20 protein-coding genes are annotated in these 18460 nt (G+C 69.9%); 19 read left to right on the top strand and 1 reads right to left on the bottom strand.

The window, feature by feature from the left end; genetic code table 11:
- Positions 1–74: 74 nt before the first annotated feature.
- From ubiU to ilvA, 14 genes are all read left to right on the top strand, one after another.
- The gene (ubiU, locus tag ACZ5PP_RS15660; RefSeq protein ID WP_012584597.1) at positions 75–1091 is read left to right on the top strand and encodes a ubiquinone anaerobic biosynthesis protein UbiU; all 1017 of its coding nucleotides are present in this window, start codon (positions 75–77) and stop codon (positions 1089–1091) included.
- 118 nt (positions 1092–1209) lie between these two features.
- Positions 1210–2106, top strand: coding sequence for a U32 family peptidase (locus ACZ5PP_RS15655; protein WP_004306781.1), 897 nt, complete (start codon positions 1210–1212; stop codon positions 2104–2106).
- Positions 2107–2142: 36 nt separating this feature from the next.
- Positions 2143–2679 carry a ubiquinone anaerobic biosynthesis accessory factor UbiT gene (gene ubiT, locus ACZ5PP_RS15650; protein WP_004306779.1) on the top strand — a complete coding sequence of 179 codons (537 nt, stop codon included), beginning with the start codon at positions 2143–2145 and terminating at the stop codon, positions 2677–2679.
- A 120-nt stretch (positions 2680–2799) separates the two neighbouring features.
- On the top strand, positions 2800–3759 hold the full coding sequence (gene thiL, locus ACZ5PP_RS15645) for a thiamine-phosphate kinase (protein ID WP_464826234.1): 960 nt from the start codon (positions 2800–2802) through the stop codon (positions 3757–3759).
- A 31-nt stretch (positions 3760–3790) separates the two neighbouring features.
- Entirely contained in the window at positions 3791–4273 is a 483-nt protein-coding gene (locus ACZ5PP_RS15640) for a phosphatidylglycerophosphatase A family protein (RefSeq protein WP_004306772.1), read from the top strand.
- Positions 4274–4277: 4 nt separating this feature from the next.
- Positions 4278–4766: a nicotinamide-nucleotide amidase gene (gene pncC, locus ACZ5PP_RS15635; RefSeq protein ID WP_464826233.1), complete on the top strand. Its 489-nt coding sequence runs from the start codon at positions 4278–4280 to the stop codon at positions 4764–4766.
- Positions 4767–4962: 196 nt separating this feature from the next.
- Positions 4963–6000 (top strand): recombinase RecA, encoded by a 1038-nt coding sequence (recA, locus tag ACZ5PP_RS15630; protein WP_004306766.1) that lies wholly within the window; start codon positions 4963–4965, stop codon positions 5998–6000.
- A gap of 16 nt (positions 6001–6016) precedes the next feature.
- Complete coding sequence (gene recX, locus ACZ5PP_RS15625; RefSeq protein ID WP_276662687.1) at positions 6017–6466, top strand: recombination regulator RecX; 450 nt, start codon at positions 6017–6019, stop codon at positions 6464–6466.
- Positions 6453–7175 carry an LPS export ABC transporter ATP-binding protein gene (gene lptB / locus ACZ5PP_RS15620; protein ID WP_004306760.1) on the top strand — a complete coding sequence of 241 codons (723 nt, stop codon included), beginning with the start codon at positions 6453–6455 and terminating at the stop codon, positions 7173–7175. The genes recX and lptB overlap by 14 nt, the downstream gene beginning before the upstream one ends.
- A 22-nt stretch (positions 7176–7197) precedes the next feature.
- Positions 7198–8652, top strand: coding sequence for an RNA polymerase factor sigma-54 (locus ACZ5PP_RS15615; RefSeq protein ID WP_464826232.1), 1455 nt, complete (start codon positions 7198–7200; stop codon positions 8650–8652).
- 18 nt (positions 8653–8670) lie between these two features.
- Positions 8671–8994 (top strand): ribosome hibernation-promoting factor, HPF/YfiA family, encoded by a 324-nt coding sequence (gene hpf / locus ACZ5PP_RS15610; protein ID WP_004306751.1) that lies wholly within the window; start codon positions 8671–8673, stop codon positions 8992–8994.
- 136 nt (positions 8995–9130) lie between these two features.
- Complete coding sequence (gene ptsN / locus ACZ5PP_RS15605) at positions 9131–9616, top strand: PTS IIA-like nitrogen regulatory protein PtsN (protein ID WP_012584594.1); 486 nt, start codon at positions 9131–9133, stop codon at positions 9614–9616.
- Positions 9585–10532, top strand: a complete 948-nt coding sequence (hprK, locus tag ACZ5PP_RS15600; RefSeq protein WP_004306747.1) for an HPr(Ser) kinase/phosphatase — start codon at positions 9585–9587, stop codon at positions 10530–10532. Before ptsN ends, hprK begins: the two co-directional genes overlap by 32 nt.
- A gap of 72 nt (positions 10533–10604) precedes the next feature.
- Positions 10605–12128, top strand: a complete 1524-nt coding sequence (gene ilvA / locus ACZ5PP_RS15595) for a threonine ammonia-lyase, biosynthetic (RefSeq protein WP_004306745.1) — start codon at positions 10605–10607, stop codon at positions 12126–12128.
- Between the two features lie 37 nt (positions 12129–12165).
- On the opposite strand, the gene ACZ5PP_RS15590 is transcribed toward ilvA, so the two are convergent.
- Entirely contained in the window at positions 12166–12756 is a 591-nt protein-coding gene (locus tag ACZ5PP_RS15590) for a 5-formyltetrahydrofolate cyclo-ligase (RefSeq protein WP_464826231.1), read from the bottom strand.
- A gap of 45 nt (positions 12757–12801) precedes the next feature.
- On the opposite strand from ACZ5PP_RS15590, the gene ACZ5PP_RS15585 reads away from it, so the two are divergent.
- Genes ACZ5PP_RS15585 through ACZ5PP_RS15565 form a run of 5 tightly spaced genes read left to right on the top strand, consistent with a single transcriptional unit; the run spans position 12802 to position 18454 of the window.
- Positions 12802–14745 carry a lytic transglycosylase domain-containing protein gene (locus ACZ5PP_RS15585; RefSeq protein ID WP_012584592.1) on the top strand — a complete coding sequence of 648 codons (1944 nt, stop codon included), beginning with the start codon at positions 12802–12804 and terminating at the stop codon, positions 14743–14745.
- Between the two features lie 56 nt (positions 14746–14801).
- Entirely contained in the window at positions 14802–15758 is a 957-nt protein-coding gene (locus tag ACZ5PP_RS15580; RefSeq protein WP_004306736.1) for a complex I NDUFA9 subunit family protein, read from the top strand.
- A gap of 25 nt (positions 15759–15783) precedes the next feature.
- A complete protein-coding gene (locus tag ACZ5PP_RS15575; protein ID WP_464826230.1) occupies positions 15784–16428 on the top strand; it encodes a glutathione S-transferase family protein in 645 nt (214 codons plus the stop codon).
- A complete protein-coding gene (locus ACZ5PP_RS15570; RefSeq protein WP_464826229.1) occupies positions 16428–17654 on the top strand; it encodes a multifunctional CCA addition/repair protein in 1227 nt (408 codons plus the stop codon). The genes ACZ5PP_RS15575 and ACZ5PP_RS15570 overlap by 1 nt, the downstream gene beginning before the upstream one ends.
- Complete coding sequence (locus tag ACZ5PP_RS15565; protein ID WP_464826228.1) at positions 17651–18454, top strand: alpha/beta hydrolase; 804 nt, start codon at positions 17651–17653, stop codon at positions 18452–18454. The genes ACZ5PP_RS15570 and ACZ5PP_RS15565 overlap by 4 nt, the downstream gene beginning before the upstream one ends.
- The last annotated feature ends 6 nt before the right edge of the window (positions 18455–18460 follow it).

The following is an 18460-nucleotide window of genomic DNA, read 5'->3' as shown; positions in this document are numbered from 1 at the left end:
TGATGGTGATCAACGCGTCGGTCGCCGGTCTCGTTTATGGTTGCGGCGTTTTTTTCCTCTGGAAACCCCGCTCCATGTCCGTGTCTTCCCCGATCGAACTCGTCTGCCCCGCGGGCAGCCTCCCGGCCCTCAAGACGGCCATCGATCACGGCGCCGACTGCGTCTATCTCGGTTTCAAGGACGCCACCAACGCACGCAACTTTTCCGGGCTCAACTTCGATCCGGCGCAGGTGCGCGAGGGTGTCGCCTATGCGCACGCACGCAAGCGCAAGGTGCTGCTAGCGCTCAACACCTATCCCCAGACCGACAACTGGTCGTCCTGGACACAGGCGATCGACCGCGCCGCCGACTACGGCGTTGACGCGGTGATCCTCGCCGATCCCGGGCTCATGGCCTACGCCGCAAAGACCCACCCGCAGCTGCGCCTGCACCTGTCGGTGCAGGGCTCGGCGACCAGCTACGAGGCGATCAACTGGTACCGCGAACGCTTCGGCATCCAGCGCGCGGTGCTGCCGCGCGTGCTGTCGATGGCCCAGGTCGAGAGCGTGGTCGCCAACACCCAAGTCGAGATCGAGGTGTTCGGCTTCGGCGGCCTATGCGTGATGGTCGAGGGCCGCTGCGCACTGTCGGCCTACGCCACCGGCGAGTCGCCCAACTGCAACGGCGCCTGCTCGCCGGGCAAGCACGTGCGCTGGGAAGACACCCCGCGCGGCATGGAGACGCGCCTCAACGGCATCCTCATCGACCGCTTCTCCGAAGGCGAGCGTGCCGGCTATCCCACCCTGTGCAAGGGTCGCTTCGAGGTCAACGACGAGACCTACTACGCCCTCGAGGAGCCCACCAGCCTCAACACGCTCGAGTTGCTGCCCGAACTCGCGCGCATCGGCATCCGCGCGATCAAGATCGAGGGTCGCCAGCGCAGCCCGGCCTACGTCGCCCAGGTCACCAAGGTGTGGCGTGCCGCGCTCGACAAGTTGAACAGCGGCGGCGCCGCAGGTTTCAGCGTGCTGCCGGCGTGGATGGCCGAGCTCAACAAGGTCTCCGAAGGCCAGAGCCACACCCTCGGCGCCTACTACCGCCCGTGGAAGTGAGCCTCGCGCCGACCGCCCGCGCCGTCCCGACCCGATCCGATCGCCGCCGCGCGGAGCAGGCGCCCGCAGCGCGCCCGCCCGCGGCGTCGAGCCCCCCCATCCGAATGAGAACCGCCCGATGAAACTCGCCCTCGGCCCCCTGCTCTACTACTGGCCCCACCAGAGCGTGCTCGACTTCTACGCCGACCTGGCCGAAGCCCCGCTCGACAGCGTCTATCTCGGCGAGACGGTGTGCTCGCGCCGCCACGAACTGCGCCTGGACGACTGGCTGGAGGTCGGCAAGGTTCTCGCCGCCGCCGGCAAGGAGGTGGTGATCAGCTCGCAGGCCCTGATCGAATCCGAGTCCGACCTCAAGACCCTGCGCCGCATCGTCCGGCAGCACGACTTCCGCGTCGAGGCCAACGACATGGGCGCGGTGCGCCTGCTCGTCGAGGCCGGCGTGGACAACTGGATCGCCGGCCCCACGCTGAACATCTTCAACCCCACGACGCTGCAGCTCATGATCGACTCGGGCGCGACGCGCTGGGCGGTCGCCCCCGAGATGTCGGGCGCGGCGCTCGCCGAGGTGCGCGCCGCGCTCGCCAGGCCGATCGAGACCGAAGTCTTCGCCTACGGCCGCCTGCCACTGGCGCACTCGGCGCGCTGCTTCACCGCCCGCCACTTCAACCTGCAAAAGGACACCTGCGAGTTCCGCTGCCTGTCGATCATGGACGGGATCACGCTGCGCACCCGCGAGGGCGCGCCCTTCCTGACGCTCAACGGCGTGCAGACCCAGTCTGCACGGGTGCACAACCTGCTCGGCGACCTGCCCGCCGTGCGCGCCAGCGCCGAGGTGCTGCGCATCAGCCCGCAAGGGGCGCACACTCGCCAGATCGTCGAACTCTTCCGCGCCGCGCTCGACGAGCAGCGCGGTCCGGCGGACGCGCTCGCCGCCAGCCGCGAGTGGATGGTCGAGGAGCCCTGCAACGGCTTCTGGCACGGCCGCGCCGGCGTCGAACAGTACGTCGCCGCCTGACCCCTTTCCGACCTGCTGCAAACCCGGAGTCCGCACATGCCCGCACTGCCTGCCCTGCCCCGCCCGCCGCTGCCTTCGCACTTGCTGCCCGGCAGCCTGCGCCAGCGCATCGGCGAACGCCTCGCCACCCTGCGCATCCCCGACTTCACCGTGCCCGCCCCGGTGGCGAAGCTGGTGTCGCGCCTGCCCCAGCAGCCGCCGACCCACGTGCTCACGCTCGCGCTCAACCTCGCGCTCGACCGCATCCTGCCGCGCGACACCCTCGAACCGCTGAGCGGCCGCCACCTGCAGATGCGTGTGCTCGACGCCGGGCTGACGCTCGACTTCACCCTCGGCGAGCGCGGCTTCCGCCGTGCCACCCCGGCCGCGGGCGCCAGACCGGACCTGATCCTCTCCGCCACCACGCGCGACTTCATGGCGCTGGCACTGCGCGAGGAAGACCCCGACACCCTTTTCTTCAGCCGCCGCCTGCGCATGGAAGGCGACACCGATCTCGGCCTGCTGGTCAAGAACACGCTCGACGCGGTGGACTGGGACGCCCTCAAGGCGAAGCTGCTCGGCCGCCACGGCTGACCCCCTGCAGGAGCGGCGCAAGCCGCGAACCGGCCCCTCCGGCCACCGCCGCGCATCGACCGCAGCGCGTCCGTCCGCATCCGCGGTAAGCTCGCGGTCCGCTGCCCGACGTTTGCCGCCATGCCCTCCGAATTCGACCTGATCCGGCGCCACTTCACCCGCCCCGCGCGCCACACCGAGCTCGCCGTGGGCGACGACGCCGCCCTGCTCGCGCCGCGCCCCGGCATGCGGCTGGCGGTGTCCACCGACATGCTGGTGGCCGGCACCCACTTCTTCGCCGACACCGACCCGGAAGGGCTAGGCTGGAAGACGCTCGCGGTCAACGTCTCCGACCTCGCCGCCATGGGCGCCGAGCCGCGCTGGGCCTTCCTCGCGCTCGCGCTGCCGCAGGCGGACGAGGCCTGGATCGCTGCGTTCGCGCGCGGCTTCTTCGCCTGCGCCGACGCCTTCGCGATCGACCTCGCCGGCGGCGACACCACGCGCGGACCGCTGACGCTTTCAGTGACCATCGTCGGCGAGGTCCCGGCCGGCGCCGCGATCACCCGTGGCGGAGCGCGCGCGGGCGACGACTTGTGGATCTCGGGCCAGCCCGGCCGCGCCGCGCTCGGGCTCGCGGCGCTGCGCGGCGAAACCGGCCTGGACGCCATCCACCACGCCGAATTCGTCGACGCCCTGCAACGGCCGCAGCCGCGCGTAGCGCTCGGGCTCGCGCTGCGCAGCCTGGCGAGCGCGATGCTGGACGTCTCCGACGGCCTGCTCGGCGATCTGCGACACCTCCTCGAATGCTCGGGCACGGGTGCCATCGTCGAGGTCGCGGCGCTGCCGCTCGCCGCGCTCGCCGCCAGCGGCGCCGATCCCGCGCTGTGCCGGCGCTGCCTGATCGCGGGCGGAGACGACTACGAGCTGCTGTTCGCGGCCGCGCCCCGACACCGTGCCGAGATCGATGCCTTGTCGGCCCGACTCGACCTCCCCCTGCATCGCATCGGCGAATTCACCCCCGGACGCGAGCGCCTGCTGCTGCGCGAGGCCGACGGCGGCCTGGCGGCCCCGGCCGCATGCGGCTACGATCACTTCGCCTGAGGCCCGATCCGGCCCACCTCTCGAAACGACCATGCGCCCCACCGCCCGCCTGCTGATGAGCCACCCCGCCCACTTCATCTCGCTGGGCTTCGGCGCCGGGCTGTCGCCGTGGGCGCCGGGCACGGTCGGCACCCTGCTCGGGTGGGCGATCTACCCACTGATCCGCACCCCGGTGTCGGAGTTCGTCTTCCTCGCACTGCTCGCCAGCTTCTTCCTCGCCGGCGTGCTCGCCGCCGAGCGCACCGGGCAAGCGCTGGGGGTGCCAGACCACGGCGGCATCGTCTGGGACGAGATGGTGGCGATCTGGCTGGTGCTGCTGTTCACCCCCGCCGGGCTGCTGTGGCAGGCGATCGCGGTCGCACTGTTCCGCTTCTTCGACATCGTCAAACCGCCTCCGGTGCGCTGGGCCGACCGCAGCTTCAAGGGCGGCTTCGGGGTCATGTTCGACGACCTCGTCGCCGCCGGCTACACCCTGCTGGCGCTCGCGGTGCTGGTCCACCTGCTGGGGAGCTGAGACCATGACCGATCACGAACTCGACGCCCTCGCGCGCAGGGTGGGCGAAGCCCTCGCCAACCGCAGGCTGTGGCTGGCCACCGCGGAGTCCTGCACCGGCGGCTGGATCGCCGAGGCCGTCACCGCGATCGCCGGCAGCTCGGGCTGGTTCGACCGCGGCTTCGTGACCTACTCGAACGACGCCAAGGCCGAAATGCTCGGCGTGCGCGCCGCGACGCTGGAGACGCACGGCGCGGTCAGCGAAGCCACCGTGGGCGAAATGGCCGCTGGCGCGCTCGACCACAGCCGCGCCGACCTCGCGGTGGCCGTGTCCGGGGTCGCGGGACCGGGTGGAGGCAGCCCCGCCAAGCCGGTCGGCACGGTCTGCCTCGCTTGGGCACGGCGCGACCGCCCCACCGGGGTCGTCACCGTCCATCTCGACGGCGACCGCGCCGCGGTGCGCCGGCAGACGGTGATCCTCGCCCTGCAAGGCGTACTCGAACGCTGCGTCTGAGGGGCGCAGGGCGCACGGGGCCGGGAAATCCGAACCGCCACCCTCGCCACTTCGCCGGACGCAGCCCCGCGCCGGAAATCCCCATGACATGTTTGCTGTAATTGCATACAGGCTCTACACTTACGGCATCAGGCCTGCACCCCGCATGTCTGCAATCTTTGTGCCATAATCAGGCAATCAAACAGGACGCACTTCCATGGACGAAAACAAGGCCAAAGCCCTCTCCGCGGCGCTGTCGCAGATCGAAAAGCAGTTCGGCAAGGGTTCGATCATGCGCATGGGCGACGGCAGCATCGAGCGCGACATCCAGACCGTCTCCACCGGCTCGCTCGGACTCGACATCGCGCTCGGGCTCGGCGGTCTGCCGCGCGGTCGGGTGGTCGAAATCTACGGCCCCGAATCCTCCGGCAAGACCACGCTCACCCTGCAGGTCATCGCCGAGATGCAGAAGCTCGGCGGCACCGCGGCCTTCATCGACGCCGAGCACGCGCTCGACGTGGGCTACGCGGAAAAACTCGGCGTCGACATCGAGGATCTGCTGATCTCGCAGCCCGACACCGGCGAACAGGCGCTCGAGATCGCCGACATGCTGGTGCGCTCGGGCGGCGTGGACATCGTGGTCATCGACTCGGTCGCCGCGCTCACGCCCAAGGCCGAGATCGAGGGCGAGATGGGCGACCAGCTCCCCGGCCTGCAGGCCCGCCTGATGTCGCAGGCACTGCGCAAGCTCACCGCCAACATCAAGCGCACCAACACCCTGGTGATCTTCATCAACCAGATCCGCATGAAGATCGGCGTGATGTTCGGCAGCCCGGAGACCACCACCGGCGGCAACGCGCTCAAGTTCTACGCCTCGGTGCGCATGGACATCCGCCGCACCGGCACGATCAAGAAGGGTGACGAGGTGGTCGGCTCCGAGACCCGCGTCAAGGTGGTCAAGAACAAGGTCTCGCCACCGTTCAAGGAAGCCCACTTCGACATCCTTTACGGCGAGGGCATCTCGCGCGAAGGCGAGATCATCGACCTCGGCGTCGAGCACAAGATCGTTGACAAGTCGGGCGCCTGGTACGCCTACAAGGGCGACAAGATCGGCCAGGGCAAGGACAACTCGCGCGAGTTCCTGCGCGCCAACCCGGTGCTGGCCCGCGAGATCGAGAACAAGGTGCGGGTCGCGGTCGGCCTGCCCGAGCTGCCGCCCGCCGCCGCGTCCGCCCCGGCGCCGGCCGAGGCCTGACCCCGTCGACGCCGACATGGGCGAGCCGAGCCTGCGCGAACGTGCGCTCCGCCATCTCGCCCGGCGCGACCACTCGCGCGCCGAACTTGCGCGCAAGCTCGCACCCCATGGCGAGCCGGCCGAGATCGAAGCGGTGCTCGAGCGCATGCGCGAGCTCGGCCTGCAGTCCGACGAGCGCTACGCCGAGGCCTTCGTGCGCGGCAAGGCGGCGCGCTTCGGCACCGCACGATTGCGCAACGAGCTCGTGCGGCGAGGCATCGACCGTGACCGGATCGACGAGGCGCTCGCCGACGAGTGCGTAGAATCCGAGATCGAGCGGGCGCGCGCGGTGCTGCGCGGCCGCTTCGCCACCCCACCCGCCGACGCACGCGAATGGGCGCGCCAGGCGCGCTTCCTGCAAACCCGGGGCTTCGCCCCCGAGCTGATCCGCAAGCTGCTGAAAGAGCCCTACGATGAGTCTGCTTAAGGTCGCCGGCCTGCAAAAGCGCTACAAGGCGCGCACCGTGGTGCATGACGTCGGCTTCGAGGTCGGCTCGGGCGAGGTCGTCGGCCTGCTCGGTCCCAACGGCGCCGGCAAGACCACCTGCTTCTACATGATTGTGGGTCTGGTGCGCGCCGACGGCGGCCAGATCGCCCTCGACGGCACCGACCTCACCCACCTGCCGATCCACGCCCGCGCGCGCTTGGGCCTGTCCTACCTGCCGCAGGAGATGAGCGTGTTCCGCAAGCTCAGCGTGGCCGAGAATATCCGCGCCGTGCTCGAACTCCAGGGGCTCGAACGCCGCCAGATCGAGGAGCGGCTCGAGGAACTGCTGATGGAACTGGGCATCCATCACCTGCGCGACAACACCGCGATCTCGCTCTCGGGCGGGGAGCGCCGGCGCTGCGAGATCGCCCGCGCGCTCGCCACCGACCCGCGCCTGATCCTGCTCGACGAGCCCTTCGCCGGAGTCGATCCGATCGCGGTCATCGACATCCAGAAGATCATCCGCTTCCTCAAGGAGCGCGGTATCGGCGTGCTGATCACCGACCACAACGTGCGCGAGACCTTGGGCATCTGCGACCGCGCCTACATCATCAGCGAAGGTCGCGTGCTGGCGAGCGGAGAACCTACCGAGATCATCGAGAACGAGCGCGTGCGCCAGGTCTACCTCGGCGAGCACTTCCGCCTGTGAGCCCGCCCTCCTGCCGACCGCGATGAAACCCAGCCTCCAGCTCAAGCTCTCCCAGCACCTCACGCTGACGCCCCAGCTGCAGCAGTCGATCAAGCTGCTGCAGCTGTCTACGATCGAGCTGAACCAGGAGATCGAGCGCGTGCTGCTCGAGAATCCCATGCTCGAGCGCGAGGATGGCGACGGCGGCGTCGACTACGCCCCCGCGCCGCCGCCGGGCAACGCGCCCGAGCGCGAAGCCGCGCCGGAACCCGCCGCCGAACCGGCGGGCGAGTCGATCACGCACGAGGGCGGCGAAGGCAGCAGCGAGGACGAGGGCATCGACTGGTCCAACGTGGGTCAGGGCGCGTCCAGCCGCAGCGAGGACGACGAGGACGGCGACTACCAGGACATCCAGGCCGCCGGCGTGTCGCTGCGCGAACACCTCGACCAGCAGGTCGCCCTCTCGCCCCTGTCCGACCGCGACCGCGCGCTGGTGCGCTTCCTGATCGAGGCGCTCGACGACGACGGCTACCTGCACCAGCCGCTGGAAGATCTCCTCGAGCTGCTGCCGCAGGACGCCGAGGTCGATCTCGACGAGCTCGCCATCGCCCTGCGCCACGTGCAGAGCCTCGAGCCGGCCGGGATCGGCGCGCGCAGCCCGCAGGAATGTCTGGCCCTGCAGCTCCAGGCCTTGCCCGAGTGCCCGATACGCCCTCTCGCTCTCGAGATCGTGACCAGCCACCTCGAACTGCTCGCGGAGCGCAACTTCGCCCGTATCCGCAAGCTCACCGGCTGTGACGACGAGGGTCTGCGCGAAGCGCAGGCCCTGATCTGCAGCCTCGACCCCCACCCCGGCTCGCGCTACTCCACCGCCGAGACGCGCTACGTGCTGCCCGACGTCGTCGTGCGCAAGCTGCGCGGCCAATGGACCGTGAGCCTGAACCAGGAAGCGATGCCGCGTCTGCGCATCAATCGCCTCTACGCCAGTCTGCTGCAGCAGAACCGCGCACAGGGCGGCGGCCTGGGTGGACAGCTGCAGGAGGCGCGCTGGCTGATCAAGAACGTCCAGCAGCGCTTCGACACCATCCTGCGCGTGTCCCAGGCCATCGTTGACCAGCAACGGCAGTTCTTCGATCATGGGGACGTGGCGATGCGGCCACTCACCCTAAGGGAGATCGCAGACCAGCTCGAGCTGCACGAATCCACCGTCTCGCGCGTCACCACGCAGAAGTACATGGCGACGCCGCGCGGGGTCTTCGAGCTCAAGTACTTTTTCGGCAGCCATGTCGCGACCGACACCGGCGGTGCGGCTTCCTCCACGGCGATTCGCGCGCTGATTCGCCAGCTGGTGGACGCGGAAGACAGCAAGAAGCCGCTGTCCGACGCCAGGATCGCCGAAATCCTCGGCCAACAGGGAATCGTCGTGGCGAGGCGCACGATCGCCAAGTACCGCGAGTCCCTCAACATCCCGCCGGTCAGCCTGCGCAAATCCCTCTGACAACAACAGGAGTCATCCATGAATCTGAACATCACCGGGCGCCACGTCGAAGTCACCCCCGCCATCCGCGAATACGTGACCTCCAAGCTCGATCGCGTCATCCGCCATTTCGACAACGTCACCAGCGTCACCGTCATCCTGTCGGTCGAAAAGCTCAAGCAGAAAGCCGAGGTGACGCTGCACGTGCGCGGCAAGGACCTCTTCGTCGAAGCGGACGACGCCGACCTCTACGCGGCGATCGACGCGATGACCGACAAGCTCGACCGTCAGGTTCAGAAGTACAAGCAGAAGCAGTCCGACCATAACCACGAGTCGCTCAAGCACCAGGTCCCCGAGGCCTGAGGACCGGCTTGAAGCTCCCCGTCCGGGGTGTGGTTATAATGCGCGCGTTTTCACGAAGCGCGGCCGCACACGCCCCGGACCGGATTCCCGCCCCCCTGGCGGCAGCTGACGGAAGAGTGCGCGAGCCCACCTGCGAATGAGCCTGATATCCCAACTCCTGCCGCTTTCCAACGTGGTGATCGATCTCGACGCGAGCAGCAAGAAGCGCGTCTTTGAACAGGCCGGCCTGCTGTTCGAGAACAACCAGGGCATCGCCCGCAGCACCGTGTTCGACAGCCTGTTCACCCGCGAACGCCTCGGCTCGACCGGACTGGGTCAGGGCATCGCCATCCCGCACGGCCGCATCAAGGGGCTCAAGGACGCCGCCGGCGCTTTTCTGCGCCTGGCCACCCCGGTGCAGTTCGACGCTCCCGACGGCCGTCCGGTGGACATGCTGTTCGTGCTGCTCGTGCCCGAACAGGCCAACGAAACCCATCTGCAGCTGCTGTCCGAGCTCGCGCAGATGTTCAGCGACCGCGAGTTCCGCGAGACCCTGCACGGCGCGACGGATGCCGCACAGATCCACCGCCTGTTCGTGAATTGGGGTGCCGATGCGGCAAACCAGCCTGACCCGGCTGTATGAGGCGCACCGCGAAAGCCTGAGCCTCGTCCACGTCAGCGGACCGATCGGTGCCCGTCTGTCGGTCGCCGAAGAGCGCATCTGGCCGGCCGACCTCGTCGGCCACCTCAACCTGATCCACCCCACCCGGCTACAGGTGCTCGGCGCCGCAGAGCTCGCGTGGGCGCAACGCCAGGCGAACGAGAAGGTCGCCCACCACCTCAACGAGATCCTCTCGGCGCACCCCCCCGCGATCATCGTCGCCGACGGCTGCGAGATCCCCAACATCCTCCACGGCATCTGCGAGGCGCACGACGTCGCGCTGTTCACCGCGCGCCACCCCTCGGCGAGCGTGATCGACCAGCTCCGCCTCTACCTGTCGCGCGAGCTCGCCGAGAAGGTCTCGCTGCACGGCGTGTTCATGGACGTGCTCGGGCTCGGCGTGATGATCACCGGCGATTCCGGCGCGGGCAAATCCGAGCTCGGCCTCGAGCTGATCTCGCGCGGCCACGGCCTCGTCGCCGACGACGTGGTCGAGCTGTCGCGCATCGCGCCCACGGTGCTCGAGGGCCGCTGCCCCGAGATGCTGCAGGATTTCATCGAAGTGCGCGGCCTCGGCCTGATCAACATCCGCACCATCTTCGGCGAGACCGCGTGCCGGCGGAAGATGCGCCTGCGCCTGATCTGCCACCTCGACCGCCGCCAACCCGGTCCCGACGACCCCTGCCGGCTGCCGCTGCAGCAGGAGACGCAGGACATCCTCGGCGTGAAGGTCGCCCGCGTCGTGCTGCCGGTGGCCGCGGGACGCAACCTCGCGGTGCTGCTCGAGGCCGCAGTGCGCTCGACCATCCTCAAGCTGCGCGGCATCGACTCCACCCAGGAATTCATCGACCGCCAGGCGCGCGCGCTGCACGCCGAAGAGGCCTACCGCGCCGACTGAGCCACCCGCACTTGCGGCACGGCGCCGCCGGCTGTTACGCTCGATCGCTTTGCAGCAGCCTACTGGCCGGCCATGAGCTCCACTCCCGATTACCTGGAACGCATCCTCAACGCGCAGGTGTACGACGTCGCCGTCGAAACCCCGCTCGACCTCGCCACCAACCTGTCGGCGCGCACGCACAACCGCATCTACTTCAAGCGCGAGGACATGCAGCCGGTGTTCAGCTTCAAGATCCGCGGCGCCTACAACAAGATGGCGAACCTGTCGCCGCAGGCCTTGAAGCGCGGCGTGATCTGCGCCTCGGCGGGCAACCACGCCCAGGGCGTGGCGCTGTCGGCGGCCAGGCTGGGCGTGCGCGCGGTGATCGTGATGCCGAGCACCACGCCGCAGATCAAGATCGACGCGGTCAAGGCGCGCGGCGGCGAGGTCGTGCTCGCAGGAGAATCCTATTCCGACGCCTACACGCACGCGCTCGAGCTCGAGAAGAGCGAGAAACTCACCTTCGTCCACCCCTTCGACGACCCCGACGTGATCGCCGGCCAGGGCACGGTGGGCCTGGAGATCCTGCGCGCGCACCCGAAGCCGATCCACGCGGTGTTCTGCTGTGTCGGCGGCGGCGGGCTGATCGCCGGCGTGGCGGCCTACATCAAGCGCCTGCGCCCGGAGACGAAGATCATCGGCGTCGAGGCGGTGGACGCCGACGCGATGACGCGCTCGCTCGCCGCGGGCAAGCGCATCGCGCTCGAGCAGGTCGGCATCTTCGCCGACGGCGCCGCCGTCAAGGAGGTCGGTGCCGAGACCTTCCGCCTGTGCCAGCAGTATGTGGACGAGATGATCGTGGTCGACAACGACGCCATCTGCGCCGCGATCAAGGACGTCTTCGAGGACACCCGCTCCATCCTCGAGCCCGCCGGCGCGCTCGCCGTCGCCGGCGCCAAGGAGTACGCCCGCCGCAACAAGCTGCGCGACAAGAGCCTGGTGGCGGTGGCCTCGGGGGCCAACATGAACTTCGACCGCCTGCGCTTCGTCGCCGAGCGCGCGGAGCTCGGCGAGCAGCGCGAGGCCGTGCTCGCGGTGACCATCCCCGAGAAGCCGGGCTCCTTCCGCAAGTTCATCAGCGTGCTCGGCAACCGCAACATCACCGAGTTCAACTACCGCTACGCCGACGCCGAGCGCGCCCACATCTTCGTCGGCGTCACCGTGCACAACCGCAGCGAGGTCGGACGCCTGGTCGAGATGCTCGAGCGCCACGAGCTGCCTGCGCTCGACCTCACCGACGACGAGATGGCCAAGTCGCACGTGCGCTACATGGTGGGCGGACGCGCACCGCAGGTGGAAAACGAGGTGGTATACCGCTTCGTCTTCCCCGAGCGCCCGGGCGCGCTGATGAATTTCCTCTCCAACCTGCGCTCGGACTGGAACATCTCGCTGTTCCACTACCGCAACCACGGCTCCGACTTCGGCCGCGTGCTGGTCGGCATGCAGGTGCCGCCGGCCGACAAGGACGCCTTCGACGCCTTCCTGCAGCGGCTCGGCTACGACTACGTGGCCGAGACCGACAACCCCGCCTACCGCATGTTCCTGTCCGGGAGCTGAGCCCCGCAGGCAGGCCGTGCAGGGTTGCAGCCGCCGCTCAGGCGCGCGGCTTCGCCACCCCCGCCTCGGTCACCAGCCAGTCCATCGGGCGATCGAACTCCTGCGGCAGCGTGTCGGGCACGCGCCCGACCTCGAAGCCCACGCCCACCGCCACGGTGCGCAGCACCGCCAGCGTGCGGTCGAAGTAGCCCCCTCCGTAGCCGAGGCGGTAGCCGCGTTCGTCGAAGGCATTGAGGGGGATCAGCACCAGCTCGGGCTCGACCGCCTCGCCGTCCGCCGGGTGGGGGATGCCATGGCGGTCGAGCGGCATCGGCACGCCCGGCGTCCACGCGCGGAACATCATCGGCACATGGCGCTCGAGCACCACCGGCAAGGCCGCCACCCGCCCGGGCGCGGCCGCACGCCAGGCCTGCACCCACGGGCGCAGGTCGGGCTCGGCGCGGTAGGGCCAGCAGAAGGCGAGCCGGCGTGGCTGCAAGCGTCCGACCAGGTCGTCGAGATGCTCGCCGATTGCCGCGGCGAGGCGCTCGCGACGCTCGGCAGGCAGGCGCTCGCGCAACGCCAGCGCATGTTCGCGCATGCGCTGGCGACGCGCGCCGGGATCATGGGACAAGGGGGCGAAACTCATCTTCGATATGGTATGGTTGGCGGTCAAACGGAGGCATCACCTGGCATGAAGAAGGCACTGGTTGCGGCGCTCACGGCCGCGACGTTCCTCGCCCCCGCCGGCGCGTTCGCACAGATCGGCGGCGAGTCCGGGGACGGGCGTATCGTCGCCGCTCGCGAGGCCCTGCGCAAGGGCGACCGCAGCACGCTCGAACGCCTCGCAGCCGTGCGCGAGGCCCACCCCCTCGACGCCTATCCGCGCTACTGGCTGCTGATCAACCGCCTCGCGCGTGCCGAAGAACCCGTGCCCGTCGCGGCCCTGCAAGCCTTCCTCGCCGAAGAAGCCGGCTCCAACCTCGCCGAACGCCTGCGCGCCGACTGGCTGCGCCGCCTCGCCAGGGACGGCGACTGGAACGGCTTCCTCGCGGTGTACGCGGACCTGCGCAGCCCCGACGCCGAATTGCGCTGCAACGCCTGGAGCGCGCGCGTGCTGACCGGCGAGCGCAGCGTCTTCGCCGAGCTCGCGCGCGAATGGGACACCCTCGCCGACGCCGATCCGACCTGCGACACGCCGCTGCGCGCGGCGGTCGACTCCGGCGCGGTGGACGAAGAACGCGTGTGGTGGCGCATCCGCCGACAGATCGACACCCGCAAGCCCGAGGCTGCGCTCGCCAGCCTGTCGCTGCTGCCCGCCGGCAACGCCCCGGCCCACGCCGACCTGGCGCAGGCGATCCGCTCGCCCGCACCCTGGCTGGATCGGCTGCAGCCCAACTTCGCCGTGAGCCGCGCCGGCCGCGAGCTCGCGCTCGCCGCACTGGTGCGCCTGGCGCGCGAAGACGTCTCCGCCGCGCGCCTGCGCCTGCTGCGCATCCAGGACCGCCTCGGCGCGGCCGAGCGCAACTACGCCCATCTGGCGCTCGGCATGCACGCCGCGCTCGACCGCCTGCCCGAGGCGAGCGCGCTCTACGCCGCCGCCGGCGACATCGAGACCACCGCCCAGCAACGTGCGTGGCGGGTGCGTGCGGCGCTGCGCATCGGCGACTGGCACGCGGTGCGCGAGGCGATCGAAGCCATGCCCGCCGACGAACGCGAAGCCGCCGACTGGATCTACTGGCTGGGCCGCGCACACGCCGCGGCCGGGCGCCGCGACGCCGCCGAGTCGCTCTACGTGCGTATCGCCGGCGAGCCGCACTTCTACGGCATGCTCGCGCGCGAGGAGCTCGGCGAGGCCTTCCCGCCGCCCCCCGCCACCGCGCCGCTACCGCGCGCCAAGCTCGAGGAGGCCGAGCGCGACCCCGGCCTGCAGCGCGCACTCGCGCTCTACCGCCTGGAGCTGCGCACCGAGGCGCTGCGCGAATGGGTCTGGGGCGTGCGCGAACGCGACGAGCAGTTCCGCCTCGCCGCCGCCCACCTTGCGCTGCGCAACGAGCTCTACGACCGCGCGATCAATACCGCCGAGCTGGCCAACCCGCGCAGCAACTTCGAGCTGCGCTTCCTGACCCCCTATCGCGACCTCATCGAGCCGCAGGTGCGCGCGCAGGGGCTCGACCTCGGCTGGGTGTACGGCCTCATGCGCCAGGAGAGCCGCTTCGTGGTTCCGGCACGCTCCAGCGTCGGCGCCCAGGGCCTCATGCAGGTGATGCCCGCCACCGGCAAGTGGGTGGCGGATCGGATCGGCCTCGCCGGCTACAACCAGCGCCTGCTCACCGACCCCGAGACCAACGTGCTGCTCGGCACCAGCTACATGCGCCTGATCATGGAGGGGCTCGACGCCCACCCCGTGCTCGCCAGCGCCGGCTACAACGCCGGCCCCGGGCGGGCGCGGCGCTGGCGCGACGCGGCGCCGCTCGAGGGCGCGATCTATACCGAGACGATCCCGTTCGACGAGACCCGCGACTACGTCAAGAAGGTGCTCGCCAACGCGGTGATCTACGCGGCGATGCTCGAAAAACGGCCGCAATCGCTCAAGGCACGACTCGGCACGATCGCACCCGGGGCTGCCAGCGAGTAAGCTTCCGCGTGCGCCAACCCATTCCATCCACAGCAACAGCACGGTCCAGTCGAAACATGAACCCGAAACGCGTCGTCATCGTCGGCGGCTCCGGCTTTATCGGCAGCGCCATCGCCAATCGTCTCTGCAAGGAAGGCGTCAAGGTCCTCATTCCCACCCGCCGCCGCAGCCGCGCCGGCCATGTTCTGCTGCTACCCAACGTCGAGGTGGTGGAGGGCAACGTGCATGACGTCGCCCTGCTTGCGCGCCTGTTCGAGGGCGCCGACGCCGTGGTGAACACCGTCGGCGTCCTGCATTCGCGCCCGGGCAGGCCCTTCGGCCCCGACTTCGCGCGCGCCCACGTCGAGCTGCCGCAGAAGATCGTCGCCGCCTGTCGCACGGCGGGCGTGCCCCGCCTCGTGCACATCAGCGCCCTCGGCGCCTATTCCGACGGCCCGTCGGAATACCAGCGCTCGAAGGCCGCCGGCGAGACCGCGATCCGCACCGGCTCGCCCGAGATCGCGTGGACCATCCTGCAGCCTTCGGTGGTGTTCGGCCGCGGCGACAGCTTCCTCAACCTCTTCGCCGACCTCGCGCGCATGTTCCCGGTGCTGCCGCTCGCCGGCGCCACCGCGCGCTTCCAGCCGGTGTATGTCGAGGACGTCGCCGAGGCGGTGTGGCAGAGCCTGACGCGCGACGATGCAGGCGGGCAGACCTTCCAGCTCGCCGGACCGACCGTCTACACGCTGCGCCAGCTCGTCGAGTACGTCTCCGCGCTCGTGGGCAAGCCGCGCCCGATCTATCCGCTGTCCGAGAAGCTGGCGATGTGGCAGGCGCGCCTCATGGAGCTCGCCCCCCAGCCCCTGATGAGCCGCGACAACGTGCGCTCGATGAAGGTCGACAACGTCGCCAGCGGCACCCCGCAACCCTTCGGCATGGTGCCTACCGCGCTCGAGACCGTGGCCCCGGCCTGGCTCGGCCAGGCGGCGCCGCGAGCCCGTTACTACCCCTTCCGCCGCCACGCGCGGCGCTGAAGAGCAACTCTCTACGGAGTCCGCGATGAAGCTGATCATCGGCAACAAGAACTATTCCTCCTGGTCCCTGCGCGCCTGGCTGGCTGCGCGCGAGGGCGGCTTCACCTTCGAGGAGATCCACATCTCCCTGTTCATCCCCGGCAGCCGCGAGCGCATCCTGTCGCACTCGCCCTCGGGCAAGGTACCCTGCCTGAACGACCACGGCGTGGTGGTGTGGGACTCGCTCGCGATCGGCGAATACCTCGCCGAGAAGCGCCCCGGTCTGCTGCCCGCCGACCCGGTCGCACGCGCGCTGGCGCGCTCGGTCACCGCCGAGATGCACTCCGGCTTCCAGAACCTGCGCAGCGGCATGCCGATGAACGTGCGCAAGGACTACACCGGTTTCGGCCACAGCCCCGAGGTCGATGCCGACATCGCGCGCATCGTGGCGATCTGGAACGACTGCCGCGCGCGCTTCGGCGCCGTGGGCCCCTACCTCTTCGGCCGCTTCAGCCTCGCCGACGCGGCCTTCGCGCCGGTGGCCTTCCGCTTCCAGACCTACGCGGTGAAGCCCGCGGGCGCGGCCGGCGAGTACCTCGCCACCCTGCTCGCCAACCCGCACATGCAGGAGTGGGCGACGGCGGCACGCGCCGAGACCGAGTCGATCCCGGAAGAGGACCTCTACGGCTGATGCAGGCCTATGTCGTGGGCGGAGCGGTGCGCGACGCCCTGCTCGGCCTGCCGGTGAAGGATCGCGACTGGGTGGTGGTCGGCAGCACGCCCGAGGAGATGCTCGCGCGCGGCTTCCGCCCGGTCGGCCGCGATTTTCCGGTCTTCCTGCATCCGCACACCAACGAGGAATATGCGCTCGCGCGCACCGAGCGCAAGTCGGGCCACGGCTACACCGGCTTCGTCTGCCACGCCTCGCCCGAGGTCACGCTCGAAGAGGACCTGCTGCGCCGCGACCTCACCATCAACGCGATCGCGCGCGCCGAGGACGGCCGCCTGATCGACCCCTGCGGTGGCCGGGGCGACCTCGCCGCGCGCGTCTTCCGCCATGTGTCGCCCGCCTTCGCCGAGGATCCGCTGCGCATCCTGCGCGTGGCGCGCTTCTCCGCGCGCTTCACCGACTTCGAGCTGGCACCCGAGACCCTGGAACTGATGCGCGCGATGGTCGTGGCCGGCGAGGTCGACCATCTGGTCGCCGAGCGCGTCTGGCAGGAACTCGCGCGCGGGCTCATGGAGGCGCGCCCCTCGCGGATGATCCGCGTGCTGCGTGCCTGCGGCGCACTCGCACGCCTGCTGCCCGAGCTCGACCGCCTGTTCGGGATCCCGCAGCCGGAGAAGTACCACCCCGAGATCGACACCGGCGAGCACGTGCTGATGGTGCTCGACCACGCCGCCGCCGCGGACGAGCCGCTCGCGGTGCGCTGGGCCTGCCTGCTGCACGATCTCGGCAAGGGCGACACACCTGCGCAGGTCTTGCCGCACCACTACGGCCACGAGGCCGCGAGTGCGCGCCGCGCGCGCGAGGTGTCGGAGCGCCTGAAAGCGCCCGCCGACTGCCGCGACCTCGCCGAGATGGTGGCGCGCGAGCACGGCGTCCTGGCACGCGCGCACGAGCTGCGGGCCGAGACCATGGTGAAGCTGATCGAGCGCTGCGACGGCTTGCGCCGTCCCGAACGCTTCCTGCTGATGCTGCAGGCGGCAGCCTGCGATCACGCCGGCCGCGGCAGCGGCGCAGAAAACGCGTCGGAGTGGAGACCCCTGTCACGCTGGCAGTGCGCGCTGCAGGCCGTGCGCGCGGTCGATGCCGGTAGAATCGCAACCGAGTGCAGCGACAAATCGCTGATTCCTCAGGCCTTGCACGCCGCCCGCGTGGCCGCGGTGAAGGCCCTGGACAAGGACCCCGCATGAACGCAACCCGCTTCGGCGAACTCGAGGTGCTGTGCCACGCCTCCGAACGCCCCACCCATGAACACCCCCTGCTCTTCGTCCACGGCGCCTACGTCGCGGCATGGTGCTGGGAAGAGCATTTCCAGCCCTGGTTCGCTCGCCGCGGCTGGCAGACCTATGCCGTCTCGCTTTCCGGCCACGGCAAGAGCCGCCGACGCGAGCATCTCGACTCCTACTCGCTCGACGACTACGTGCGCGACGTCGCCGAGGTCGCCGCCCGCCTGCCTGCGCCGCCGGTACTGGTCGGCCACTCGATGGGCGGGATGGTGGTGCAGAAATATCTGGAGCAGTACGACGCCCCCGCCGCGGTGCTGATGTCCTCGGTGCCGCCGCAAGGCCTGATGGGCTCGGCCTTCGGCCTGATATTCAAGCGCCCGCACCTGCTCTCCGACCTCAACCGCATCATGTCGGGCAACGACGTGGACATCGACAGCCTGCGCGAGGCGCTCTTCCACCAGCCGGTGGCGGCCGACGACCTGGAGCGCTACTACCGCGTGAGCCAGCCCGAGTCGCACCGTGCGATCTGGGACATGTCGCTGTTCAACCTGCCACAGCCGGCACGCATGCACCGCGTGCCCATGCTGATCCTGGGCGCCGAGCACGACGCCCTGATCCCCCCCGACCAGGTCCACATGACCGGGTTGACCTATGGCCGCCGAGCCGAGATTCTCCCCGGCATGGGCCACGGCATGATGCTCGAGCGCGACTGGGAGATCGCCGCGATGCGGATCGCCGACTGGCTGGCCGAGCGCGCGCTGTAGGCGGGA

The organism is Thauera sp. DNT-1 (genome assembly GCF_055393985.1).
Note: the sequence above shows the minus strand (reverse complement) of the source record. Positions and strands in the feature narration are given on the sequence as shown.